This is a genomic window from Nocardiopsis suaedae, assembly GCF_027706745.1.
In the GTDB taxonomy this organism is placed as follows: domain Bacteria; phylum Actinomycetota; class Actinomycetes; order Streptosporangiales; family Streptosporangiaceae; genus Nocardiopsis_A; species Nocardiopsis_A suaedae.
Window position 1 is genome coordinate 55926 of sequence record NZ_JAQFWP010000028.1, and the last position, 24944, is coordinate 80869.

Here is a 24944-nt window from a genome sequence, read left to right on the forward strand (position 1 = left end):
ACTCGTCGACCGCCGTCATCCCCGGTGGAACACCGGCGCCATCGCCTCCTCGAAGCGCCTCAGCCACTCCTCGCAGGTGCCCTCGACCCATGGGCATTCGCGGGCGAAGTGCCCCCACTCCTCCTCGATGTAGGTGTCCGTGGACTCCGACCGGAGGAACGTCTCGTCCACCGACTCCGCGCTCACCCCCATCTCCTGGGAGATGGTCGGCTCCAGGACCCGCAGCAGCAGGTCCCGGTCCAAGGAGCACCGCTCCGCCAGCAGCACCGCGTCGTACAGGTCCTTGCCCTGCGGGTAGGCGTCCGTGAACAGCCACAGCACCTTCCACGCCAGCGACAGCTCCGGGCCCGCCGCCCGCACCTCCTCGCGGCCGACCACCGCCCGCACCGGCTCTTCCGGCAGCGGCTCCCGGAACACCGCGTCGATCTGGACCGACCCGCGCGGCAGGTCCTCCCACGACCACGGCAGCACGATGCGCCGCCCCTCCGCCCGCTCGTAGGTCCAGATGCTCTCGGTGGTCACCCCGTCCCGGTCGAACGCGAGCCCCGGCATGTCCGGCACCCCGTCGCTGACGCCCTCCACGATGTCCCCGATCATCCGCTCGGCGTCCCCGCCGACCGGCTCCATGTCCGCGGGCACCACCACGAAGTCCAGGTCGCGCGGGCGGCGTGCGGCCGGGCCGACCCACAGCGGCATGAGCATGCTGCCGCGCAGCACCAGGTGCTCCCGCCAGCGCGTGCCGCAGATCGCCGTGAGCACGTGCTCCATGGCGCACTCCTGCATCTGCCACCACTCCGACTCCAGCCCCTGGTCCGTGAACACCGGCTCCCCGGGGCGGTACGCGTGGTCGAAGTGCTTGAGCGCCGGGTCGAACACCTTGTCCTGCCTGGCGTGCGGACCGGCCGTGACCGGCAGGTGGGTGCTCGGGTACCGCTGGCGCTCCATGCCGGCGCGGCGTTTGCGCCCGGGCTCCTCGGGCGCCGCGACCGGCGACGCGCCCATCCACCCGGCGTCCAGGTCCAGGGCGCTGTCGTAGACGACGAACTCCCGCTCGGTACCGAGGATCCCGGGCTCCGGTGCGTCCGCCGCCCGGCGCGGGGGCAGGTACCGCAGCCCCTGCCCCTCCAGCTCGTCCAGGAGCTTGCGGTGGAGGGCCGTCGCGGTGGGGCGGCCCACCCCCGAGAAGCGCTGGGTCACGAACCGCTCCTGGTACCCGTCCTCGCGGACCCGGCGCGCGTTCCGCGACAGCCGGGCCCGGTGCGGCTTCACCAGCCGCGCGAGCGCGTCGAGGTCGGCGTCCGGCGCCAGCAGCAGCTTGATGTGGAACTCGAAGTAGCAGTGCCCGGGAAGCGTGTGGGCCTCCTCGGCCGTCCAGGGGACCCCCGTGTTCACCGGCGACGCCTCGATCTTGGTGCGCGTGACGGGGAGCCCGGCCCCGGACAGCCGCCCGGCCCACCGCTCGGCGACGGCGAGCTCACCGTCGAGGGTCCCGTGGCCGTGGTAGGTCACCATGGGCTGCGACGCGGAGGACCCCCGGTCCAGCTCGATGTGCGTGAACTTCAGCCCGTGGGCCCGCGCCCACCGGGCGGCCTCCTCGATCCGGTCCGGGGTGCGCGCGTCCAGGGTCAGATGGGTCTCGAAGTCGCCGGCGAACTCCATGGTGGCCTTTCGGGGCGGTGGGGGGCTCCTCACACTCAGACGGTGCGGGGGCCGTGCCGGTTGCACCCGGCGCCGACCGGCGCCGTGGCGCTCACTCGTCCTCGGGCCGTACCAGGTCGTTGAGACCATCGGCCTCGTTGGCCCGTACCAGGTCCTCGAACCCCTCGACCTCGTCGGCGACCAGGTCGGCGAAGGACGCGTGGCGCTCGCCCAGGCCGGGGTACCAGCTCGCCCAGATGTAGGCGGCCCACTCGCCGTCCTCGGACACGTCCCCCGGGTCGAGCAGCCAGTACAGCGCGTCGGCCTCGCGGGACACGAGCAGGGCCCGGTCCATCATCCGGTCCTCCTCGTGCCCGGGCTCCTCGCCGTCGCGGGCGCCCCGGAGGATCTCCCAGCCGCGCGGCTCGGCCCGGCGGAGCCAGTCGATGTCCTCGGTCGACCGCAGCTCGTACAGGAAGGAGCCCAGATGGGACCAGCCGTCCGTCACCGACAGGAAGGTCCTCAGGCTCGGCGGGAGGCGGGTGCCCAACCGCTCCTCCAGGGCGGCGATGCGCTCCTCGCCCGCGCCCTCGTGGCCCAGCCACCCGGCGGCCCGCTGGTCGTCCGAGACGTCGATGCCCTCGTCGTCGGCGACCTCGAGGACCTTGGCGCTCACCTCCTCAAGGAAGACGCGCCATTCTTCGGCGGTCCTGGGGGAGTCCATGCGTGCGCTCACCGTCCCGTCCCGAGCATCCGTTCGACCGCCCGGGCGTCCTCGCGGGCCCGGCCCTGCACCCGCTCGGCCTCGGCGCGGTACCGCGCCCACGACTCCACGGCCGAGTCCAGCTTCTTGTCCACCGATGCGGCCCCGGCCGCCCGCTCCTCACCGTGCCGTTTGCGCGCGTCCTTGCCCATGAGCACCAGGCCTCCGGCCGCCGCGAGCGCCACGACCGCCAGCACCAGCAGCCCCGGCTGCTGCATGACCAGGCCGAACAGGGCGGACGCGGCCGCGATCGCGCCCGCCACGCCCGCGCCGACGGTGTGCGTGGAGTCGTTGCCGTCCCCCGCCGCGTCGCGCGCCCGGTCCTGGGCCGCCCTGGCCCCCGCCGGGTCGGCCCCCGCGGTGCCGACCGCGACCTCCACCCCGTTCACGTGGACCGACGACCGATCCGGCAGCGCCGCCTGCGCGGCCTCCGCCCGCCCGCGGGCCTCCCGCAGGACCACGGGGGCGAACACCTCCAGCGCGAAGCGGCGCAGCTCCGGGCCGGCCTCCGGGGAGAACGCCGCCCCGGGCAGCAGGTCCAGCGTCCGCCCGCGGTCGTCCTCCCAGGTCTCCAGCGCGACGTCGTCCGACGCGCCGCCGCCGCTCTCCACGACCGCCCGGAGCTGCGCCGCCCGGTACAGCAGCGGCGCCTCCTCCGGGCTGCCCTCCTCGACCAGGCGCCGGAGCAGCGGCCGGGCCGTGTCCAGCGCGAGGGAGGAAGGGGCGTCGCCAGACGGCGAAGGCCCGCCACCGGACGGCTCCGCGTCGGCCGCCTCCACCGCCCGGCGCAGGTCGGCCAGCCGGTCGGCCGCCGCCAGCGCCTCCTTCACCGGCCCGACCCCGGAGAGGGCGGACAGCGGGACCGGCCTCCGGTCCTTCGCCTTCTCCGACGCACCCTTCCCGAACTCCAGCAGCTCGGACGGCACGGGCGTGTCCTCGGGGGAGTCCAGGAGCAGCTCCGCACAGCCCGCCAGCACCGACGCCCGCGCCCCGTCGCCCAAACGGCCCTCGGCCGCGAGCAGGATCAGCGCCCACTCGTGGGAGGCCGCGTGCCCGGGCGCCTCGGGCAGCACCGCCGACAGGATCCAGTCCGCCAGCGCCGGTGCCGCCTCCGGGGCCCGCTCGGCCGCCGCGAGCAGGGTGAACACCCCCGCGCGCAGCGGGTCGAGGCCGGCCGCCTCGGAGAAGCCCCGCTGGGCCCCGCGCAGGTCGTCGCGGAGCAGGGCGTGCAGCCCGTGCGCCGCGGGGAGCAACCAGTAGTCCCCTTCGGCCGCGGAGGCCTCCAGCCGCAGCTCCCCGGGCACCTCGCCGTCGAGCATGAGCAGCACGCGGCGGCGCGCCATCGCCGCCCCTGTGAACGGCACGAGCTGTTCGCGCACGTCGCTCAGCTCGACGAACGCGTCGAACGAGGCCGCCATCCGGTCGAGGCGCTGCTCCAGCGAGCCGCGCAGGTGCCGCAGCTCGGAATTGAGCCTGTGGCGCTGGGTGTCCAGCTGGGTCCGCAGGCCCCGGATAGCGTCGTTCTGCGCCTGGTCGGACAACCGGCCGCCCCAGCTGTTGTCCCCGAGGAAGAACCCGGGTTCGACCAGCCCGTCCCTGCCCCTGCCGTCGTGGACCATGTTCCGTCCGCTCTCCGCTCCGCGCGTCCCGTCCTCCGGACGGTGGGACGCCGCCGGGAGGCCGCCGGTTCCGGCCTTGCGGCAATATGGAGGGCGTCGGTCCCCGCCCCTTCGCCTTCAAGGAGACTGCCATCAGCCGCCTCGTGTTGTGGAACGTCGACCCCACGCTCGTCGACGCAGCGCAGGTCACGCGCGCCGCCTACGCGGAGGCGTTCGAGCGTGCCACGGGCGTGCCGCTGGTCTACCTGGCCTCCACGGCCGGGCGCACCGACTCGGAGGTCTTCTTCGAGTTCTTCGCCCGCAACGACGTGGACATCGAACCCGGTGAGGAGCCCCTGGCCGAGTTCGTGCAGGCCCTGGCCGACGGCTTCGCCCGCCGCCGCGACCAGCTCCCGGTGCGGGCCCGCGCCGCCGCCGGGGCCGCCGAGGCGCTGGCCGCCGTGGGCGCGCTGGAGGACACCGTGCAGACCGTGGTCACTGGCACCATCAAGCCCAACGCCGTCGCCAAGCTGCAGGCCTTCGGCCTGGACGGCCACCTGGACCTGGCGCTGGGCGGCTTCGGCTCCGAGGGCTACCCCAAGGCCAGCCTCATCCAGTTCACCCGCATGCGCGCCGCCGAGGCCCGCGGCGCGGAGTTCCCCGAGCGCTCCACCGTCTACATCACCGACTCGCTGCGCGACGTGGAGGCCGCGGTGATCGGCCGCGCCTCCCCGATCGGCGTGCTCAGCGGCTCGGCCACCGAGTCCCAGCTGCGCGCCGCAGGGGCCGACGAGGTGCTGCAGGACCTCACCGACGCCCAGGCGGTCGTCGGCGCCGTCCGCCGCGTGACGGCCCTTCCCGGCGCCGGGATCGGGTAGGAAGGAAGGGCGCGGTTCCCCGGCCCCGCACCGCGATCCGGTGCTCGGGGCCGACTTGGGACAGCCCGCCCCCCGGGGCTGGCCGCGCCGCCCCCGCCCGCGTAGCGTCGCTGGTGTGCCTCGGTACGGATCGCCCGCCGATCACCGATCGGGGCCTTGATGGCGGAAACGTGCTGTTAACGACGTTGGTCGGTGTTGGTAAGGGTTGTGCCGTGTGAAACGGAGTAGCCTGTTCCCGAGGCGACGGCCGGACAACGGCGTCCGGCCCTGGCAGCCGCCACCTGTGCGCACAGGTTCCCGAACGGGACGCGGCCGCCCCGCGGTCCGTCCGCGGGGCGGCGGTGGCGCGCCGACCTTCACAGAAGTTCACAAGTCACATCACCCGATGATGGACCCCCGACGGCTCACAAGGGAGTGAGATCGAACATGCCCGGGCAGACCGACGCCGTTCAGGACCGACTGGTCCACGACGCGGCCGCGCAATGGTCCCCTGACACCGGGGCCGCCGATCCGGACGGGATCGAGCGGTTCCTGCGCCTGTACTACCGCCACGTCGACCCCCAGGAGCTCAAGGAGCGCACCCCCGCGGGCGTGTGCGCCCCCGCCCTGGCCCACTACCGGTTCGCCCAGGAGCGGCCCCAGGGCCGCGCCAAGGTGCGCGTGTTCAACCCCGCCTCCGGCGACGACGGGTGGGACCTGGACCGCACCGTGGTGGAGGTCGTCACCGACGACGCCCCCTTCCTCGTCGACTCGGTCACCATGGAGCTGAACCGCCAGGGCATCGCCGTGCGCCTGGTCGTCCACCCCCAGCTCAGCGTGGCCCGCGACCTGGCCGGGCACCTGCGCGAGGTGGAGCCCGAGGACACGGGGGAGGGCCTGGAGCCGCTCGCCGAGTCCTGGATGCACATCGAGGTCGAGCGCCAGAGCGACCCCACCGTGCTCAAGCAGATCGCCTCCGACCTGGAGCGGGTGCTGGGGGACGTGCGCGGCGTGGCCGAGGACAAGGCCAAGATGCGCGCCCGCGCCGCCGCCCTCGCCGACGAGCTGGCCGCCTCCGCCGCCGCGATGCGCGCCGGCGGCGTCGACGCCTCCGAGGCCGCCGAGAGCGAGGCGTTCCTGCGCTGGGTCGCCGACGGCAACTTCCACTTCATGGGCTACCGGGAGTACGACCTGGCCGCCGACGAGGAGGGCAACGACGCCCTCGGCCCGCGCGCCGGGACCGGCCTGGGCATCCTGCGCATGGACGCCCCCGCCTCCAGCAGCTTCGCCTCCCTGCCCGCCGCCGTGCGCGCCAAGGCCCGCGAGCCGCACGCCCTGGTGCTCACCAAGGCCAACTCCCGGGCCACCGTGCACCGCCCCAAGTACCTGGACTACGTCGGCGTCAAGCGCTTCGACGACCAGGGCCGCATCGTCGGCGAGCGCCGCTTCCTGGGCCTGTACACCCACGAGGCCGCCACCACGAGCATCCGGCAGATCCCCCTGCTGCGCCGCAAGCAGGCCGAGGTGCTCGACCGCGCCGGGTTCGACCCCGAGAGCTACGACGGCAAGGACCTCGTCGAGATCCTGGAGGGCTTCCCCCGAGAGGAGCTCTTCCAGACCCCGGTCGACGACCTGTACGACGTGGTCATGGGCGTGCTGCGGCTGCGCGAGCGCCCCGGCGCCAAGCTGTTCCTGCGCCGCGACCCCTACGGCCGGTACATGTCCTGCCTGGTGTACATGCCGCGCGACCGGTACAACACCCAGGTCCGCCTGGACATCCAGGACGTCCTCAACGACGCCTTCCAGGGCGCGGCCATGGACCACAGCGTCATGGTCGGCTCCTCCTCCCTGGCCCGCCTCTACCTGGTGGTGCGCGCCGAGCGCGGCCGCGCCCTGCCCGAGCTCGACCACGCCGCCCTGGAGCGGCGCGTCGTCGCGGCCACCCGCTCCTGGGACGACGACCTGCAGGCCGAGCTCAAGGCCCGCTACGGCGCCGACGAGGGCATGCGGGCCGTGCGCGGGCTGGGCGACGCCCTGCCCGAGGGGTACAAGGTCGACACCGACCCGCGCACCGCCGTGGACGACCTGTCCCGCCTGCGCGACCTGGCCGACGGCGGGTTCGCGGTCAACCTCCACCGCAAGGACCCCGACTCCGGCTCCTGGCACCTCAAGCTCTACCGCCGCGGAGCCCCGGTGTCGCTGTCCAAGGTGCTGCCGCTGCTGGAGAACATGGGCGTGGAGGTCGTCGACGAGCGCCCCTACGGCATCGCCGCCTCCGACTCCTCCCGCGGCGGCGAGGGGCGCGCCTGGATCTACGACTTCGGGCTGGCCCCCATGGAGGCCTCCTCCAAGGTGCCCGACAACCGGTTCAAGTTCCTCTTCGAGGACGCCTTCAGCGCCCTGTGGGAGGGGCGCGGCGAGTCCGACCGGTTCAACACCCTGGTCGTCAGCGCCGGCCTGGACTGGCGCCAGCTGACCATCCTGCGCGCCTACGCCAAGTACCTGCGCCAGACCGGCACCACCTTCACCGCCGACTACATGGCCGGGGTGCTGGCCGCCAACACGCACCTGGCCGAGCTGCTGGTGCGGCTGTTCGAGTCGCGGTTCGACCCGCGCCACTCCTCCGGCCGGGCCGAGCGCACCGAGGCCATCGCCGAGGAGATCCGCGGCGAGCTGGACCAGGTCGCCAGCCTCGACCACGACCGCATCCTGCGCGCCTTCCTGGCCTGCATCGACGCCACCCTGCGCACCAACTACTTCCAGACCGGCGAGGACGGGGCCCACAAGCCCTACCTCGTCTACAAGCTGGAGCCGCAGGCCATCCCCGACCTGCCCGAGCCGCGCCCGCGCTTCGAGATGTTCGTCTACTCCCCGCGCGTGGAGGGCGTGCACCTGCGCTTCGGCTCGGTGGCCCGCGGCGGCCTGCGCTGGTCGGACCGGCCCGAGGACTTCCGCACCGAGATCCTGGGCCTGGTCAAGGCGCAGATGGTGAAGAACTCGGTGATCGTGCCCAGCGGCGCCAAGGGCGGGTTCGTGTGCAAGCGGCTGCCCTCCGGCGACCGCGACACCGTCATGGCCGAGGTCGTGGAGTGCTACCGGCAGTTCATCCGCGGCCTGCTGGACGTCACCGACAACCTCGTCGACGGCGCGGTGACGCACCCGCAGGACGTGGTGCGCCACGACGGCGACGACACCTACCTGGTGGTGGCGGCCGACAAGGGCACCGCGACCTTCTCCGACACCGCCAACGCCATCGCCAAGGAGCGCGGCTTCTGGCTCGGCGACGCCTTCGCCTCCGGCGGGTCGGTGGGCTACGACCACAAGGCCATGGGCATCACCGCCCGCGGCGCCTGGGAGTCGGTCAAGTACCACTTCCGCGAGGCGGGGCTGGACGTCCAGAGCGAGGACTTCACCGCGGTCGGCGTCGGCGACATGTCCGGCGACGTGTTCGGCAACGGCATGCTGCTGTCCCGGCACACCCGCCTGGTCGCCGCCTTCGACCACCGGCACATCTTCATCGACCCCGACCCCGACGCCGAGCGGTCCTACGCCGAGCGGGAGCGCCTGTTCGCCCTGCCCCGCAGCTCCTGGGCCGACTACGACACCTCGCTCATCTCCGCGGGCGGCGGGGTGCACCCGCGCAACGTCAAGTCGATCCCGCTGACCCCGCAGGTCAAGCAGGCCCTCGGCATCCGCGGCGACGTGCAGGCCCTCACGCCTTTCGAGCTGATCCGGCACATCCTCACCGCGCCGGTCGACCTGCTGTGGAACGGCGGCATCGGCACCTACGTCAAGGCGGCCGCCGAGACCGACGCCCAGGTCGGCGACAAGGCCAACGACCCGGTCCGGGTCAACGGCGCCGACCTGCGCTGCAAGGTGGTCGGCGAGGGCGGCAACCTGGGCCTGACCCAGCTCGGCCGGATCGAGTTCGCCCTGGCCGGGGGCCGGGTGAACACCGACTTCATCGACAACTCCGGCGGCGTGGACACCTCCGACCACGAGGTGAACATCAAGATCATGCTGGACCGGGAGGTGCGCGCCGGGCGGCTGCCGGCCGCCGAGCGCGACCGCCTGTTCATGGAGATGACCGACGAGGTCGCCGACCTGGTCCTGGACGACAACTACGCGCAGAACGTGGTGCTGGCGGCCGCCCGCAAGCAGACCACCTCGATGCTGCACGTGCACTCGCGGTACATGCGGTGGCTGGAGCGCGACGCCGGGCTCGACCGCAAGCTGGAGTTCCTGCCCGACGACAAGGCGATCGCGGCGCGGCGCTCGGCCGGGCAGGGGCTGACCTCCCCCGAGTTCGCGGTGCTGATCGCCTACACCAAGATCGCCCTGAAGGACCGGATCAGCGAGTCCGACCTGCCCGGCGACCCCTACCTGCGCCGGACCCTGGTGGAGTACTTCCCCACGCCGCTGCGGGAGCGCTACGCCGACGCCATGCCCGACCACCCGCTGGCCCGCCAGATCATCACCAACCAGGTGGTGAACGACATGGTCAACTGGTCGGGGTCCACCTTCGCCTTCCGCATGGACGAGGAGCTGGGCGCCTCCGCCGACGACATCGCCCGCGCCTACCTGGTGGCCGTGGACGTCTTCGGGCTCCGGGACTTCTGGAGCGCGGCGGAGGAGCTGGACCACGTCATCGACGTCGACACCCAGCTGCAGATGATGCTGGAGGCGCGCAAGCTCACCGAGCGCTGCGCGCGCTGGATGCTGCGCAACCGGCCCAACCGGTTCGACCTGGGCGAGGAGATCGCGTTCTTCGCCGAGGGGGCGTCGGTGATCGTGCCGCAGCTGCCCGAGCTGCTGCAGGGGCGCGACCTGGTCGCCTTCCGGGAGCGCCGCGACGCCCTCAAGGGCCGCGGGGTGCCGCCGGAGCTGGCCGAGCGCGTCGCCGGGATGGTGCCCGCCTACTCGGCCTTCGACCTGGTGGAGGTCGCCGACCGGACCGGGCGCCCGGTGCGCGAGGTGGCCGAGGTCTACTTCCACCTGGCCGACCGGCTGCAGATCTCCCGGCTGCGCGAGCGCATCATCGCCCTGCCGCGCGACGACCGCTGGGCGACCATGGCGCGCTCGGCCGTCCGCGACGACCTGTACGCCACGCACGCCGAGCTGACCCGGGACGTGCTGCTGTCCGGCGCGTCCGGGGAGTCGGCGGAGCGGCTGGCCGAGCAGTGGGCCGACAAGAACGCCGAATCGGTCGAGCTCGCCGGGCGCACCATGTCGGAGATCTGGGAGACCGAGCGCTTCGACCTGGCGACGCTGTCGGTGGCGCTGCGCTCCATCCGCTCCCTGGCCGCCGAGTGAGCGCCGGCTAGGCAGGGGCCCGCGCGCGGCATCGCCGCGCGCGGGCCTTTGGTGTCACGCCCTAGACTTGTGACCGTGGCAGACCTAGACCCCGCAGAGAAGCTCAAGGAACTCGCGTCCACGATGGCGAGCGTCGAAGCCGTCCTCGACCTGGACGCCAAGAACACCGAGATCGCCGAGCTGCGCGAGCAGTCTGCCGACCCGGAGCTGTGGAACGACCAGGCGCACGCCCAGGCGGTGACCCGCAAGCTGGCCAACCTGGAGTCCATCGTCAACAAGGTCGGCGCGATCCGCCAGCGCCTGGAGGACGCCGGCGTCCTGTTCGAGCTGGCCGACGCCGAGGGGGACGCCGACGCCCGCGCCGAGGCCGACCGCGAGCTGGAGGCGCTGCGCGCCGACATCGGCGAGCTGGAGGTGCGCACGCTGCTCAACGGCCCCTACGACGAGCGCGAGGCGCTGGTGACCATCAACGCCCAGGCCGGCGGCGTCGACGCGGCCGACTGGACGCAGATGCTCCAGCGCATGTACCTGCGCTGGGCCGAGCAGCACGGCTACTCCACCGACGTGTACGAGACCTCCTACGCCGAGGAGGCCGGCATCAAGTCGACCACCTTCGCGGTGAAGGCGTCCTACGCCTACGGCACGCTCCGCGGCGAGCACGGCACCCACCGGCTGGTGCGCATCTCCCCGTTCGACAACCAGAACCGGCGCCAGACCTCCTTCGCCGGGGTGGACGTGGTCCCGGTCGTCGAGCAGAGCGACCACGTGGAGATCGACGAGAGCGAGCTGAGGATCGACGTCTACCGCTCCTCGGGCCCGGGCGGCCAGGGCGTGAACACCACCGACTCGGCGGTGCGCATCACCCACCTGCCCACCGGCGTGGTGGCGGCCTGCCAGAACGAGCGCTCGCAGCTGCAGAACAAGGCCACCGCGATGGGCATGCTCCAGGCCAAGCTGCTGGAGCGCAAGCGCCAGGAGGAGGCCGCCGAGCTGCAGGAGCTGCGCGGCGAGGGCACGAGCAGCTGGGGCACGCAGATCCGCAACTACGTGCTGCACCCCTACCAGAGCGTCAAGGACACCCGCACCGGCATGGAGACCGGCAACACCGGCGGGGTGCTGGAGGGTGACATCGACCCCTTCATCGACGCCGAGATCCGGTGGATGCGCAGCCAGGAGAAGGACGGCTAGCGCGGAGCCGCAGGGATCCGAGGCGTTAGCGGGCCGACGGCGCCGGTGTCGGCCCCGCGCGCCGCTTGATATGCGACCGTTATGAGTGGTTGACAGTTCCGATATGCTCGGATCTGCTGTCTCGGTGTGAGGCGGCGGAGGCCGGCGCGCCCGACGGTGCGCCCGGCACCGCCCCGGCCCGTGTCGATCAAGGACATTCCGGGTTGCGTTCGCCTCTACACTGTCGTTTGGCCCCGCAGGCCGGTACCTTGTGCCGGCCGGGCGGCCGGACCCTCCCTGAGCGGAACCACGTCCTCCGCCCGGGTGCCCCGATCTCCGAGAACCTTGTGATGCTCCTGTGATCCACTTCGATAACGTCACCAAGGTCTACACGACCCAGAAGCGGCCCGCTCTCGACAGCGTGTCCATCGACGTCGACAAAGGCGAGTTCGTCTTCCTCGTCGGCCCCTCGGGGTCGGGTAAGTCGACGTTCCTCCGGCTTGTCCTCAAGGAGGAGAAGCCCAGCAAGGGCAGGGTCCACGTGGCGGGCAAGGACCTGGCGCGCCTGTCCAACTGGAAGGTCCCGCACCTGCGGCGCCGGATCGGCTGCGTGTTCCAGGACTTCCGCCTGCTGCCGAACAAGAACGTCTTCGAGAACGTGGCCTTCGCCCTGGAGGTCATCGGCAAGCCGCGGCGGTTCATCCGCAAGGTGGTGCCCGAGGTCGTCGAGCTGGTGGGCCTGGAAGGCAAGGCCGACCGGATGCCCGAGGAGCTCTCCGGCGGCGAGCAGCAGCGTGTGGCGATCGCCCGCGCGTTCGTCAACCGGCCGCAGATCCTGCTGGCCGACGAGCCGACCGGGAACATCGACCCGGCCACCTCCATCGGCATCATGAAGGTGCTCGACCGGATCAACCGGACCGGAACGACGGTCGTCATGGCGACGCACGACGCCGCGATCGTCGACTCGATGCGCAAGCGCGTCATCGAGCTCGAAGAAGGCGTGGTCGTCCGGGACCAGACGCGCGGCGTCTACGGCCAGGCCTACTGACGCCCGGCCCCCGACGTCGGCCTTGCCGAAGCCCTCAAGGATGGACCTTTAGCACTCATGCGCGCACAATTCGTACTTTCCGAGATGTGGATCGGCCTGCGCCGTAACCTCACGATGACCATCGCCGTCATCGTCACGGTGGCCATCTCCCTCGCCCTGTTCGGCAGCGGCCTGCTGGTCCAGCAGCAGGTCTCGCACATGCGCCAGTTCTGGGACGAGCGCGTCTCGGTCACGGTGTACATGTGCACCGAGGTCTCCCCCTCAGAGGTCTGCCAGGACAGCGGGCCGGCGACCAAGGAGGACCGCGAGGCGATCCAGGCCGACCTGGAGGCGCTGCCCGAGGTCAGCAGCGTGGAGTACGTGACCGCCGCCGAGGCCTGGCAGGAGTTCCAGGACCGCTTCTCGGAGAACCAGGCGCTCACCGAGGCCGCGCAGGAGGGCGACATCCCGGACAACTTCCGGGTGCAGCTCGAGGACCCGAACAAGTTCGACGCCGTCGTGCAGACGGTGCAGGGGCGTCCGGGCGTCGACTCGGTCCACAACGACCAGCAGGTGCTCGACCAGTTCTTCGAGCTGCTCGACGGGCTCAAGTGGGCCGCGCTGGTGGTCTCCTTCGTGCAGCTGGCCGCCGCCGCGCTGCTGATCGGCAACACCATCCGGCTGTCGGCCTACAGCCGCCGCCGGGAGACCGGCATCATGCGCCTGGTGGGTGCCTCCAACTTCTACATCCAGCTCCCGTTCCTGCTCGAAGGCGCGATCTCCGGCCTCATCGGCGGCGTCATCGCCTCCGGGTTCATCGTGGCCGCGCGCTTCCTGCTGCTGGACCGCATCCAGTCGTGGTTCGCCTTCGACGTCTCGCTGGGCGCGGGCGCGCTGGCCTACGTCATCGGGCTCTCGATGGTGCTGGGCATCCTGCTGTGCACCGTCTCGTCGTTCCTGACGCTGCGGCGCTACCTGCGGGTGTAGCCACGAGCCCACCCCACGGGCCCGACGGAGAAAGAGGAGACGTCCAGTGCCCCGCGAGAAGGGCCGCAAGGTCATCGCGCAGAACCGCCGTGCCCGGCACGACTACCACATCGACGACACCTATGAGGCGGGGCTGGTGCTCACCGGCACCGAGGTGAAGTCGCTGCGGGCCGGGCGCGCCACGCTCACCGACGGCTTCGCGCACGTCAAGGACGGCGAGGTGTGGCTGGAGAACGTGCACATCCCCCAGTACGCGCACGGGACCTGGACCAACCACGCCGCCCGGCGACCGCGTAAGCTTCTGCTGCACCGCGCCGAGATCTCCCGGCTCATCGGCAAGACGCAGGAGCCGGGGCGCACGCTCGTCCCGCTGTCGCTGTACTTCAGCGAGGGCAAGGCCAAGGTCGAACTGGCCCTGGCGCGCGGTAAGCGGAGCCACGACAAACGCCAGGACATCGCCGCGCGGGAGGCTCAGCGCGACATCGAGCGCGCCCTGAGCCGCCGCCGCAAGGCGAGGTGAAAGGACAAGCCAGGGTGTCCCCCCGTCACTTCCGCCGGTACCTCAGCGCAGGCACGGGCCTGGCCGCCGCGGCCGCGCTCGCCGCCTGCGCCCCCCAGCCCTACCCGGACGTGGCGGTCCGGACCTTCCTGCTCGACTGGCAGGCCGGGGAGTACGAGGCCGCCGCCCGCCAGACCGACGGCGACCCCGAAGAGGTGGCCGCCGCCCTGGAGAGCGCCCACGACCAGCTCGACCTGGCGGGGGTGCGGTTCGGCCTGGGGCCGGTCGAGCTGGAGGGGGACGGCGCGACCGCCGCCTTCGAGGCCCAGGCCGACCTGGGCATCGGCGACCCGGTGTGGAAGTACACCGGCCGCATGGAGCTGGTCCGCGGCGGCGGCGGCTGGCGGATCGTCTGGGACCCCTCGGTCATCCACCCCGACCTGGGGTCGGGGGAGCGGCTGGCGGTCAGCTACGACGTCCCCGACCGCGGGCGGGTGTTCGACCGCGCCGGGGAGCCGCTGGTCGGCGAGGCAGCGGTGACCGCCTTCGGGGTGGTCCCGGCCGAGCTGGAGGAGGACGGCTCGGGCATCGGCGAACTCGCCGAGCTGCTGGACGAGGACCCCGGTCCCATGGTGGACCGGGTGCGCTCCGCCCCGCCCGAGGAGTTCCAGCCGCTGGTGCTGATGCGGACCAAGGACGTCGACAAGGGCGTGCTGTCCAAGGCGCGCGGGATCGCCGGGGTCCAGACCCGCGACCAGCGCATGCCGCTGAGCCCGCGCGCCGCCCGCCCGGTCGTCGGCGAGGTCGCCGGGACGGCCGAGCACAACATCTCCTCCCGGGTCGCCAGCACCTACCAGGCGGGCGACACGATCGGGCTGAGCGGCCTGCAGAACGTCTTCCAGCACACCCTGGCCGGGACCGCCACCACCCAGGTCGTCACCCTCGACACCGAGGGCCAGGAGACGGGCGTGCTGAAGGAGTGGCCCGGGGCCGCCAGCGGCGCCCTGACCACCACCCTGGACCTCACCGCCCAGCAGGCCGCCCAGGACGCGCTGGACGCCATGCCGGGCCGCGCCCACCTGGCGGCGGTGGACACCCGCACCGGCGAGGTGCTGGCGGCGGCGGGCACCCCGAACTCCTTCGACAACGACGGCGCGCTGAGCGCGGAGTACCGGCCGGGCGGCGCGTTCGGCATCGTGTCCGCGGCCGCGGCGCTGCGCAGCGGCACGGCCACCGTCGACGGCGGGCTGGCCTGCGAGCAGACCGCGGACGTGGGCGGCGAGACGTTCGGCAACGAGAGCGAGAACGGGGTGTGGGCCCAGCCCCAGACCCTGGAGAGCGCCTTCGCCAACGGGTGCACGTCGGCCCTGGCCTCCCTGGCCGAGGACGTCGGCGACGAGGAGCTGCGCCGCACCGCGGCCGACTTCGGGATCGGCGCGGACTGGCAGCTGTCCGTGCCGGCCTACACCGGGCAGGTGTCCGGCGACGGCGGCGCGGCCGCCACGGCGGGGGCGATGACCGGCGCCCAGAACGTCACCGTGAGCCCGCTGGGCATGGCGCTGGCGGCGGGCGCGGTGGCCGACGGGACGTGGCACGCGCCGCGCCTGGCGGTGGGCGCCGACGACGACCTGGCGGACGGTTCGGGGACCGAGCGGGAGCTGGACGGCGCGACGGCCGAGGGCCTCCGGCAGATGATGCGCACCACGGTCGAGCAGGGCCAGGCGGCGCCGGCCAACCTCGGGACGGTGCCGGTGCACGGGCAGGTGTCCCAGGTGGAGCAGTCCATCGGCGGGGACGCGACGGTCGTGCAGTGGTTCGTCGGCTACCAGGGCAACGTGGCGTTCGCCGCGGTGGCCGAGGTGGACCCGCAGCAGGTGTGGGACCAGTACGCGCTGGTGGCGGGGAACACGTTCCTGCAGGCGCTGCCGCAGGGGTACGTGGAGGCGGAGTACGAGGAGCCCGACACGGAGGCCGCCGCCGCCACCGAGGAGAAGGGACCCGGCGCCGCCGGCGAGGGCGCCGAGGGCACCGAGGGCGCCGAAGGTACCGGGGGCGCCGGGGGCCCGGCCGGACAGGCCGAGGGCGAGCAGCCCATCGGCGGCTGACCGGCCCACCGGCCAGGAAAATCCCGGCAAAGTCGACGAACGGGGCAACCCTGCGCGGTCCGGGCTGCGTCCTTCCTGGTGACTGGGCGACGTAATGGGGGGTTGCGTGAACCAGTCCAAGAGGCAGGGCCGCATCTCGGGGGTGGCTCTGCCGCAGGAAGGCCGGCCCGACCCTGCCGGCCGCCCTCGCGGGCCGCGTTGATGGATCCCGTCCGCGCCCGCGAGGGTTTCTGCGTGTTCGGGCCCTGTTCGAGGCCCCCGTTCGAGGCTCGTTCGGGCCCCGGCGGGAATCGGCTTGGCGTCTCATGCGTTGTACCGGTAGCGTTGGAACGCAGGGACGCAGCGGACGGCGTCGGGCGGTGACCCGCCCGGGAGCCGCACGCGGGCGCCCCGGGGGACCCCGGTCCCCGTGCGCGGGTCCGCGGACCCGTTGACAACTCCACAGGGGGTGATCGGTTTCGACTTCGGTGATCGTTTCAGGGGAAGCGGGCCGAGGGTTGCGTTTGTGACCTCGTTAATCCTGCATTCGCATTAAATATCAAGTGCCAATTCTCAGCGCACTGAGTTCGCTCTCGCCGCCTAAGCGATAGCGACTCTGTCGGCCTGGGCCCGTCCTCGGCCCAGTGTCCGGCATCGTTAAGAGGACTCACCGCCGGGATCAGGCCACGGGGCCCCGGCGGGACACCTTCGTGGCTGGGCTCGTCAGCGAACTGTCCGTGGTAGCGCTGGAGCCGAGCAGAACGACAGCATGGACTGCGCCCGGAGAAGCCCTGGTGCGGTGCTGAAGGACGCGGGTTCGATTCCCGCCACCTCCACCCAGTGAAAGAGCCTCCGACCTGCGATGAAATTCGCACGGTCGGGGGCTCTTTTGCGTGCTGCGCGGCACGCGCGCGTCACCGCCCGCCCGACCGGTACCGACGGAGAGGCCACCGCGCACGTGCGGGACGCATCCTCCGGTGAACGGCGGTGCACCTTCGGAGGCCTGCCCGGTGGTACGACCGGGCCGGGCGATCCCGTGCGTCCTACCCGCCCCGGTGGCTGAAGGCCTGGATGCGCTCGGTGATCTCCTTGCTGAGGGGGGCGATGCGGGCGAAGTAGTCGGGGACGTCGGGGCCGCTTCCCGGAGCCCAGGCGACCACGCCGACCAGGCGGCCGCCGGAGACCAGGGGCGCACCGCTGTCGCTCGCCCGGACGGTGAGCGGCCGCTCCGTGCCGGCGCACAGGTAGTCGTGGGTGTCGTAGGTGACGCCGTGCAGGGTCGGCGGGAGGACCTTGGTGCTCTCGCGAGCACGCCGCAGGCACTCCCGGTCGGGTGCGACGGTGGTCGGCGCCTGCCAGAGGACGGGTTCGTCCTGGGGCGAGACGCGCCAGCCGAGTAGGCGTGCCCCGGTGTCGTTTCCTGAGGGCGGGTCCGACGGTGAGGCCAAGGGGAGAGGCTCTCCGGGCATCTCCTCCTCGAGGAGGATCAGAGCGAGGTCCGCCGCCTCCTGCCGCCGCTGTCCGAACACGCCGCCCAGGAAGGACTGCCGCGGTGCCTCGGCGTAGCCCGGCTCGATCCAGAACGCGGCGGCGTTCCTGGTGTGCCCGTCGTCCGTGCGGAGGTCGGTGCGGCCCGCGGTGACCGTGACCTGCTCCGGGGTGCTCCCCAAGAGGCAGTGCCCGGCGGTCACGACGGCCTTCGGAGCGACGAGCGTGCCCGCGCAGCCCTTGTGAGAGGGGGTGTCCGGGGATTCTTCGGGGAAGCCGACGGCCACCACCCACGGGTACGTGTCGGTCGACGCGGGCCCACTTCCCGGGATCCTGCCGGGGTCGGGCCGGGCCAGCTCCCAGGCCAACGCTCCGGCATAGAGCAGGACCGGCACCAGGAGCAGCGCCGCGGTCTTCAAGAGGATCCGGCCCCACTTCCGCTGCGGACCGTTCCGGTGTCCCGTTCGGTCAGAGATCGTGCCCACCCCCGTACGCCGTCCGGCAGATGGCGCGATTACAGCCGATGCCCAGGGGCGCTGTAATCCTCCGATGGGACCGCTCCAAAGCTCCGAAAGTGGTAGGTCTCTCTGGGGACACCCGGACGCGGGGGCTCTTTCGTGTCGTGAGGCGTCACCGGAGGCCGGGGGGGAACGGACATGAGGTCGATCCCCCGCATCGGCAGCATGGCGAACGCCCACTCGCCGATCATCCGGCCTGAGGCCCCGGTGCGGGCGGCGGCCCGGGGCGGTCCTCAGGTGTCCAGAGCGCGCAGGGCCCGCTCCCAGCGGGCGCGCCGATCGGGGAGCGGCTGTTCCCACCACGGGGCGCCGCGCTCGCCCAGGCCCGTCTTGGCCGTGTGCACCCGGGCGCGGGCCTGCCGCTCACCCTCCCGGTCGCCCGCGCGGCGTGCCGCGCCGACGGCGCGCCGCGCGCCCATCAGGTGGTGCACCAGGCGGCGGCGGACCTCCTCGGGCAGCTCCGGGTCCGAGGCGCGCCACCGGCGTCCCCCGATCAGGAGGTGGTGCCCGTCGTCGGACCGCGCCGTGTCCCCCATTCCCCGGTCATGCCCGGCGGGCGCCGGGCGGACACCGCGCGGTCCGGCACCGCCGGAACCGGCCGGAACCCTCCGGTCACGCGTCCGTGGCGCCCACGAGCCAGGCGACCTTCCGGGCGGTCAGCGGGATGCTCTCGCTGGTGCCCAGGTGGACGCCGAACGACGCGAGGAAGGCGTGGCCGTGCTCGCGGCGCTCGCAGCCCACGTCCTCGACGGCGTACTCGGACTCGGGGTTGCTCACTCTCAGCACCGGCGGCTCCCTGCGGATCACCCGCGTGCCCACGCCGTACTTGGCGAGGGCTTCGGCCAGGCGCGAGAGCTGCTCGCTCTCGGCCGTCTCGGCGGGCGGCGGCGCCGTACGGGAACGCGCGTTCTTCTTCTTGGCCATGGCGCCTCCTCACGCTCGGAATGCCTTGACTCCACTGCCATTGTCACCCTGGGTAGCGTTACTGAACCGTAGCCGCGGCCGCGACACGCCGGACCGGTCGTGGCGGGCGGCCCCACCTGGGGAGATGGTGGCGGGTGAGCACCCAGGGGGAGGGGCACCGTGAAGATCGCTTTTCTGATCGTGGACCGCGACCACATCGGGGGTGTGGTCAGCGCCGTGCACAACATGGCGGGGGCGCTCGCGGCGCGGCACGACGTGGAGGTGGTGGCCCTGCGCCGGGCCCGGACCGCGTCCACGTTCCCGCTCGACCCGCGCGTGCGGGTGGTGAACCTGACCGACGTGCGCCCCGAGTCGCCCACCGGCGACGCCGAGGACCCGCTCGCGGCGCAGCGGCCGAAGGTCTACCCCGGCGACCCCGGTCAGGCGCCCCCGAAGGTGAGCCGCCTGACCGAGCTGCGCCTGCTGCGCTACCTGGCCGAGACCGACGCCGACGCCGTCGTCAGCTCCAACCCGAAGATCACCGTGGTCCTGGCGCGCGCCGAGGGCGGGGACCACCTGCGCCTGGCCCAGGAGCACTCCCACCCCTGGGCCTACGCGCCCGACCTGAAGCGCGAGGTGTACGCGGCCTACCGCTCCATGGACGCCGTCACCGTGCTCACCCCGGAGACCGCGGAGCGCACACAGGCCGACTCCGGCGGCGGGCACTACATGCCGGTGGTGCCCAACTGCGTGCCCCCCGCGGGCGGGGGCGGCCTGAGCGCGGGCGGGGCCCCGCTGGTCGTCACCGGCGGCGTGCTCAAGCCGCACAAGGGCTTCGACGTGCTCGCGGAGGCGTTCGCCCGGGTGAGCGGGGAGTTCCCCGAATGGGGGCTGCGCATCTACGGGGGCGGCCCCGACGCGCGGCGCATCCGGTCCGTGATCGAGGAGCGCGGGGTGTACGAGCGGGCCCACCTTATGGGCCCCACCGAGCGGCTGCCCTGGGAGCTGGCCAAGGGGGCGGTGTTCGTGCTGCCCTCCAAACGGGAGCCGTTCGGCAACGTGCTGGTGGAGGCCATGTCGATCGGCCTGCCGGTGGTGAGCGCCGACTGCGACCACGGGCCGCGCAACATCATGACCTCCGGCAAGGAGGGGCTGCTGGTGCCGCCCGGGGACGCCGGGGCGACCGCCGACGCGCTGCGGGCGCTGTTGGGCGACCCGCGCGCCCGCGCGGAGATGGGCGGGGCGGCGCGGGCCGGGGCCGAGCGGTTCGGCGAGGGCCCCAGCGCCGACCGCTTCGAGGCGGTGCTGGAGGAGGCGGCCCGGTGGCGCGGTGCGCGGTCGGTGCGCGGCCGCCTGTCCGTTGAGGACGGCTCGGGCGATGTGCGGATCTCCCTGGAGGGGGCCCCGGAGGGGGCGGAGGTGGTCCTGCGTCCGCGCACCGGCGCGGCGGGCGCGGCCGGGGCGGCCGTGTTCCCGGTGGACGGCGGGACGGCCCTCGTCCCCCGGCAGGAGGGCCCCGGTGAAGGGGAGTGGACGGTGGCGGTGCGCGGCCCCGACGGTGTCGAGGCGGCGGTCGCCGACGGGGGCTGCGACACCGCGGGCTACCTGGCGGCGCCGCGGCTGTCCCGGGAGGCGCCGGGGCTGCGGGCGCTGCTGCCGTATGTGGCCGACGACGGGTCCCCGGCGGTGCGCAGCCGTGTGCGGACGGTCCATGCCGAGGTCCGGTCCGTGCGCACGGGGGACGGGGCGATCACCCTCCAGGGGGATCTCTGGGGCGCCGAGCCCGGCGCGGGGGCGCGGGTGGAGGCGCTGCGCAGGGGCAGCGGTGTGTGCGAGGTGTCCGCCCCGGCGGAGCCGACCGGCGGCTCCGGGTTCCGCGCGACCCTGCCCGCGTGCGCGTTCGCGTCCCGCTTCGGGGACGGGGAGCCCGTCTGGGACCTGTGGCTGATCCCTGGGGAGGGCGCCGAGCGTACGGGACTGTGCCGCCTGGACACCGATGTGCTGCGGACGACCCCGGTCTTCACCCACCCGGAGGCGGTCGTCCCGGGCCCGCGCCGACCGGGGGCCCAGACGGGCCCGCTGGGACTGCTGGGCCCGTTGGGACTGCTCAAGCAGCGGAGGTACACGGTGCGGGTGTACTTCTCCAGCGCCGACCGCCTCGCGGTGAAGGTCGTCCCGGCCCCGTGACGGCCGTGCCCGTCAGCGGTCCCCGGTGTCCGCGCCTTCCGGGGCGTCCGCGGCCCGCCTCGGGGCGGGGGCCGAGACCGTCCCACCGCCTCCGCCGGGGCCGAAGACCGCGTCCACCACCCGCGCCGCCGCCTTGCCGTCGTCCAGGGGGCAGAACCGCTCTACGAACGCCTCGTACCGGTCCCGGTGGTCCAGCCGCACCGCGTCGGCGGCGCGGACCGCCTCCACCAGCCCCTCCTGGTCCTTGATCAGCGGCCCCGGCGCGACCTCCTCGAAGTCGAAGTAGAAGCCGCGCAGCCGGTCCCGGTACTCCTCCAGGTCGTAGGTGTAGAAGAGCATCGGGCGCCCGGTGTTGGCGAAGTCGAACATCAGCGACGAGTAGTCGGTCACCAGGACGTCCGCCACCAGGAACAGCTCCTGCACCTCCGGGTAGGCCGACACGTCCCGGACGAAGCCGTCGCCCGCGCCCGGCACCCGGTCGACGATGTTGGGGTGGCGCCGCACCAGCAGCACGTGCTCCCCGCCCAGCGCCTCGCGCATCCGCTCCATGTCCAGCCGCAGGTCCAGCTTGTACTTGCCGGGCGAGTAGAACTTGTCGTCCCGCCACGTCGGCGCGTACAGCACCACCTTCTTCCCCTCGGGAAGCCCCAGCCGCCTGCGCACCGCGCGCGCGGTCTCCTCGCGCTCGGGCGAGTGGAAGATGTCGTTGCGCGGGTACCCGGTCTCCAGCACCGTCCCCTCGAACCGGAAGGCCCGGCGCAGGATGGGCGTGGCCCACGGGCTGGGCGAGACCAGGTAGTCCCACTGCCGCACCTCGCGGGCGAGGCGCTCGTGGTACGAGGCGTCGTGCGAGGCGAACCGGACGTTCTCGATGTCGAACCCGATCCGCTTGAGCATCGACCCGTGCCAGGTCTGGACGACCCGCTGCCCCTCGCGCTTGTCGAACCATCGCGGGAGGTGCGCGTTGGTGACGATCACTTCCGAGGTCGCCAGCGCCTCGAAGTACTCCCGGCTCGCGTGCGGGACCGGGCGGAGCTCCTGTGGCGTGCGCACCTGGCGGTCCCGGACCAGCCACAGCGACGGCGCGGCCGCCCCTCTGCGGCGCAGCTCCTCGGAGATCACGCGCGGGCTGTCGGAGTACTGCTTGCCCGAGTAGCTCTCGAAGTAGACCTGGGACCGCACCCGCAGCCCCCGGAGTCCCGGGTAGACCTCCTCGCGCAGGCGCTTCTGCGCCCGGGAGCCGCGCTCCTCGGGGAGCAGGGCCGGGCCGACGGTCAGCACCGGATCGGTGCGGTCGGCGGCGTCGAGGACCGCCGGGCACTCCGGGGCGTCGTGCGCGGCGGGCAGCCCCGCCAGCAGGCCGGGAGTCGTCTGGACCGGGATGAGGCGCGCGGCCGGGCCGTCGTGGGCGCCGTCGCCGCCGGCCTTCATGAACAGCCGATAGGAGCCGGACGCCAGGGGAAGCGTGCCCGCCATGCGGGGCACCGCGTCGACCGGGATGCGCGCCTCGAACGCCTCCCCGTCCATGGCCATGGGGAAGGCGACCTCCTCATGCCGCCCCTTGGCCTTGATGACCAGCGAGCGGTCGTCGGCGGAGTCGCGGCCGCCGGGAAGGGTGCCCTGCAGCACCAGCACGCGCCCGTCCCAGTGCGCCGCCTCCAGACGCGGCCGGGGGACCGACACGTGGATGAGCGCGCTGCCGCGCCGGTCTTCCTCTACGGCGAGGCAGTGGTCGCCGTAGAGATGCGGGTGGGCCTCGCCCCCGGCGAGCGTGAGCGCGCGGGGTCCGCCGGAGACGTCGCTCCCGGCGGTCCCGGTGTCCCCGGCGGACCCGACCGCGCGGATCTCCCAGCGTTCACCGACCGCCGGTCCCCCGGAGGCGCGCCTTCGCTCCTCGAACCCGTCGGCCAGCGTGTCCACCGGGACCGGGCACCGGAAGCGCCCGTCCGCGCCGACGTCCAACGGCACCTCCAGGGTGCGGTCTCCGGGCAGTCGGCGCAGCCGGAGGGCGGCCCCGGGCGGCGGGTCGGCCAGCACGCCCTCCAGCACCAGGTCGCCATCGTGGAGCGTGTGCCCGGTGACCGCGGCGGACCCGTCGCTCACGAGCAGCCGCAGCCCGCCGACCCACACCGGGCGGGCCGTGAGGCCGGGGCCGACCTCGGCCGTCTCGGGGCGGCACGGCGCCCCCGCCACGGGGTGGGCGAGCGCGGCCGTGCGGGTGATGCCCCGGTTGAGCACGGTCAGCTCGATCCACCACTCGCCCGTCCCCGGGGACCGCCCCGCGGCCAGAGCGCGCGGGTCCACGGTGACGCGGTAGCCGCCCCAGTCGTGGCGCGCCCCGGCGTCGTCGGGCCCGGCGGTGTACTCGGCGGCGCGCAGGGACTCCACCGGCAGGCGGGTCCGCCTCCCGGTGGCCGCGTCGACCGCGTGCGCCCGCACGAACTGCTGGTAGCGGCGGTTGGGCCGCAGGTGCTTCAGGCAGACCCGGCCCTCGACCACGAGCCGCCCGTCCTCCCAGGCGACCCGCTCGGCCTTCTGCCGCAGCACCAGCTCGTCGTCGAGCCGGTAGATCCGCCGGGGGACGCGGGCGCGGCGGTCGTCCTTGAAGGGGTAGTCGCCGTAGAACCGCAGGCCGTGCCGGACGGCCCGGACCCGGCGGCGACCGCCGTCCCTCTCGAACGCCAGGACGTGCAGCAGCCGGTCGATGTCGCGGCGGCGCACCAGGTGCCATTTGAGGCGCTCGAAGGCGGGCAGGCGGGTGAGCGTGCGCGGGTGGCCGCGCCGCATGTACTCCCCGGCCAGGTCGCAGAAGAGGGCGCGGAAGGCGTCGTCGGCGTCGCCGAGGAGCTGCAGGAAGATGCGCAGGTCGCTGCCGAGGGCGATGGCGTCCCAGCGCAGCCGGTCCTCGGGGCGGCCGTGCCCGGCCAGGAAGTCGGCGGTGGCGCGCACCGCCCGGTACCGGTCGCGCAGGCCCTTGGGGTGCAGGCGGTCCTGGGTGATGGACGGGTCGTCGCCGGGGCGCTCGCGCCACAGGTAGACGGGGGCGGTGTGCACGTCCACCCCCGAGGCCAGGAAGTGCGCGGGGATGGCGACGCTGATGTCCTCGTAGAGGACGCCCTCGGGGAAGGCGAGGCCGTGGCGGTCCCAGAAGTCGCGCCGCCACACCTTGTTGGTGGCCAGCCGGTCGGTCAGCAGGTTCTCCCGCCGGGTGACGTGGGTGCCGACGGCGGCGTGCCGGAAAATGCGGCGGTGCATGGGGGACTGGCTGCTGCCGAGCTCGTTGTAGCGGTGGACGTTGCCGGTGGCGAAGTCCGATCCGCTCTCCTGGAGCCCGGCGACCATGGCGCCGAAGGCGTACGGGGGGATGGCGTCGTCGCTGTCGACGAAGGCGAGGAAGTCGCCGTCGGCGTGGCGCACCCCGGTGTTGCGTGCCGCGCCGAGCCCGGCGTTGTCCTGGCGGACGATCCGAACCCGCGGGTCCCGTTCGGCGTGCTCGGCGGCGATGCGGGCGCTGTCGTCGGGGGAGCCGTCGTCGACGACGACGATCTCCAGGTCGCCGAGCGTCTGCCCGCGGAGCGAGTCGAGGCAGGCGCCGAGGTACCTCTCGACGTTGTACACGGGGACGATCACGCTGAGGACGGGCATGCGCAGTCCAATCGGAGCCGTTCCGGCGAACCGGACACAACGTGTCCATAGAGTATCTATGCAACTACGCAGAGTCATTTTCCGAGGTGTATGACACGCATTTCCGGCATGATCGCCCCGCCCGGCACCCGGGCGCCCGTGATGTCGGCCATCGGGGCAGAGGCGGCTCGGCTGGTTCCCCGCTGACGGGCCATGGCCGGGCGGCGGGCCTCTGCGGTGCGGGGTGGATGGCGGCGACGACGGAGGTCGGCGGCCCTACCTGCGGGTCAG

General features: G+C 73.2%; 15 protein-coding genes and 1 other RNA gene. 9 read left to right on the plus strand and 7 right to left on the minus strand.

The window, feature by feature from the left end; all coding sequences use genetic code 11:
- Positions 1–15 precede the first annotated feature (15 nt).
- The 3 genes from O4U47_RS16060 to O4U47_RS16070 form a co-directional block, all read right to left on the minus strand.
- On the minus strand, positions 16–1659 hold the full coding sequence (locus O4U47_RS16060) for a nucleotidyl transferase AbiEii/AbiGii toxin family protein (RefSeq protein ID WP_270678690.1): 1644 nt from the start codon (positions 1657–1659) through the stop codon (positions 16–18).
- A gap of 91 nt (positions 1660–1750) precedes the next feature.
- Complete coding sequence (locus O4U47_RS16065) at positions 1751–2374, minus strand: SMI1/KNR4 family protein (RefSeq protein ID WP_270678673.1); 624 nt, start codon at positions 2372–2374, stop codon at positions 1751–1753.
- A complete protein-coding gene (locus O4U47_RS16070; protein WP_270678674.1) occupies positions 2371–4020 on the minus strand; it encodes a hypothetical protein in 1650 nt (549 codons plus the stop codon). Before O4U47_RS16070 ends, O4U47_RS16065 begins: the two co-directional genes overlap by 4 nt.
- A gap of 86 nt (positions 4021–4106) precedes the next feature.
- Here O4U47_RS16070 and O4U47_RS16075 point away from each other — a divergent pair, with 86 nt between their 5' ends.
- From O4U47_RS16075 to ssrA, 8 genes are all read left to right on the plus strand, one after another.
- Positions 4107–4877 (plus strand): HAD family hydrolase, encoded by a 771-nt coding sequence (locus O4U47_RS16075; RefSeq protein WP_270678675.1) that lies wholly within the window; start codon positions 4107–4109, stop codon positions 4875–4877.
- Between the two features lie 426 nt (positions 4878–5303).
- Entirely contained in the window at positions 5304–10169 is a 4866-nt protein-coding gene (locus O4U47_RS16080; RefSeq protein ID WP_270678676.1) for an NAD-glutamate dehydrogenase, read from the plus strand.
- Positions 10170–10244: 75 nt separating this feature from the next.
- Positions 10245–11357: a peptide chain release factor 2 gene (gene prfB / locus O4U47_RS16085; RefSeq protein WP_270678677.1), complete on the plus strand. Its 1113-nt coding sequence runs from the start codon at positions 10245–10247 to the stop codon at positions 11355–11357.
- A gap of 337 nt (positions 11358–11694) precedes the next feature.
- Positions 11695–12384 (plus strand): cell division ATP-binding protein FtsE, encoded by a 690-nt coding sequence (gene ftsE, locus O4U47_RS16090; protein WP_017626461.1) that lies wholly within the window; start codon positions 11695–11697, stop codon positions 12382–12384.
- 57 nt (positions 12385–12441) lie between these two features.
- The gene (gene ftsX / locus O4U47_RS16095; RefSeq protein ID WP_270678678.1) at positions 12442–13350 is read left to right on the plus strand and encodes a permease-like cell division protein FtsX; all 909 of its coding nucleotides are present in this window, start codon (positions 12442–12444) and stop codon (positions 13348–13350) included.
- Positions 13351–13396: 46 nt separating this feature from the next.
- Positions 13397–13870, plus strand: a complete 474-nt coding sequence (gene smpB / locus O4U47_RS16100; RefSeq protein WP_270678679.1) for an SsrA-binding protein SmpB — start codon at positions 13397–13399, stop codon at positions 13868–13870.
- A gap of 14 nt (positions 13871–13884) precedes the next feature.
- Entirely contained in the window at positions 13885–15954 is a 2070-nt protein-coding gene (locus O4U47_RS16105) for a penicillin-binding transpeptidase domain-containing protein (RefSeq protein ID WP_270678680.1), read from the plus strand.
- A gap of 444 nt (positions 15955–16398) precedes the next feature.
- Positions 16399–16772: a transfer-messenger RNA gene (ssrA, locus tag O4U47_RS16110) on the plus strand.
- Positions 16773–16976: 204 nt separating this feature from the next.
- Here the strand turns inward: ssrA and O4U47_RS16115 are convergent.
- From O4U47_RS16115 to O4U47_RS16125, 3 genes are all read right to left on the minus strand, one after another.
- Positions 16977–17840, minus strand: coding sequence for a S1 family peptidase (locus O4U47_RS16115; protein WP_270678681.1), 864 nt, complete (start codon positions 17838–17840; stop codon positions 16977–16979).
- 332 nt (positions 17841–18172) lie between these two features.
- On the minus strand, positions 18173–18475 hold the full coding sequence (locus O4U47_RS16120; protein WP_270678682.1) for a hypothetical protein: 303 nt from the start codon (positions 18473–18475) through the stop codon (positions 18173–18175).
- Between the two features lie 76 nt (positions 18476–18551).
- The gene (locus tag O4U47_RS16125) at positions 18552–18863 is read right to left on the minus strand and encodes a hypothetical protein (RefSeq protein ID WP_270678683.1); all 312 of its coding nucleotides are present in this window, start codon (positions 18861–18863) and stop codon (positions 18552–18554) included.
- 159 nt (positions 18864–19022) lie between these two features.
- On the opposite strand from O4U47_RS16125, the gene O4U47_RS16130 reads away from it, so the two are divergent.
- Positions 19023–21029 carry a glycosyltransferase gene (locus O4U47_RS16130; protein ID WP_270678684.1) on the plus strand — a complete coding sequence of 669 codons (2007 nt, stop codon included), beginning with the start codon at positions 19023–19025 and terminating at the stop codon, positions 21027–21029.
- Positions 21030–21041: 12 nt separating this feature from the next.
- On the opposite strand, the gene O4U47_RS16135 is transcribed toward O4U47_RS16130, so the two are convergent.
- Entirely contained in the window at positions 21042–24674 is a 3633-nt protein-coding gene (locus O4U47_RS16135) for a bifunctional glycosyltransferase/CDP-glycerol:glycerophosphate glycerophosphotransferase (RefSeq protein ID WP_270678685.1), read from the minus strand.
- Positions 24675–24944 lie beyond the last annotated feature (270 nt).

Excerpts from the sequence above, each read along its gene's own strand:
- O4U47_RS16060 (WP_270678690.1), bottom strand. The coding sequence starts at position 1,659 with ATGGAGTTCGCCGGCGACTTCGAGACCCATCTGACCCTGGACGCGCGC.
- O4U47_RS16070 (WP_270678674.1), bottom strand. The coding sequence starts at position 4,020 with ATGGTCCACGACGGCAGGGGCAGGGACGGGCTGGTCGAACCCGGGTTC.
- O4U47_RS16075 (WP_270678675.1), top strand. The coding sequence starts at position 4,107 with ATGGAGGGCGTCGGTCCCCGCCCCTTCGCCTTCAAGGAGACTGCCATC.
- O4U47_RS16080 (WP_270678676.1), top strand. The coding sequence starts at position 5,304 with ATGCCCGGGCAGACCGACGCCGTTCAGGACCGACTGGTCCACGACGCG.
- ftsX (WP_270678678.1), top strand. The coding sequence starts at position 12,442 with ATGCGCGCACAATTCGTACTTTCCGAGATGTGGATCGGCCTGCGCCGT.
- O4U47_RS16120 (WP_270678682.1), bottom strand. The coding sequence starts at position 18,475 with ATGGGGGACACGGCGCGGTCCGACGACGGGCACCACCTCCTGATCGGG.
- O4U47_RS16125 (WP_270678683.1), bottom strand. The coding sequence starts at position 18,863 with ATGGCCAAGAAGAAGAACGCGCGTTCCCGTACGGCGCCGCCGCCCGCC.
- O4U47_RS16135 (WP_270678685.1), bottom strand. The coding sequence starts at position 24,674 with ATGCCCGTCCTCAGCGTGATCGTCCCCGTGTACAACGTCGAGAGGTAC.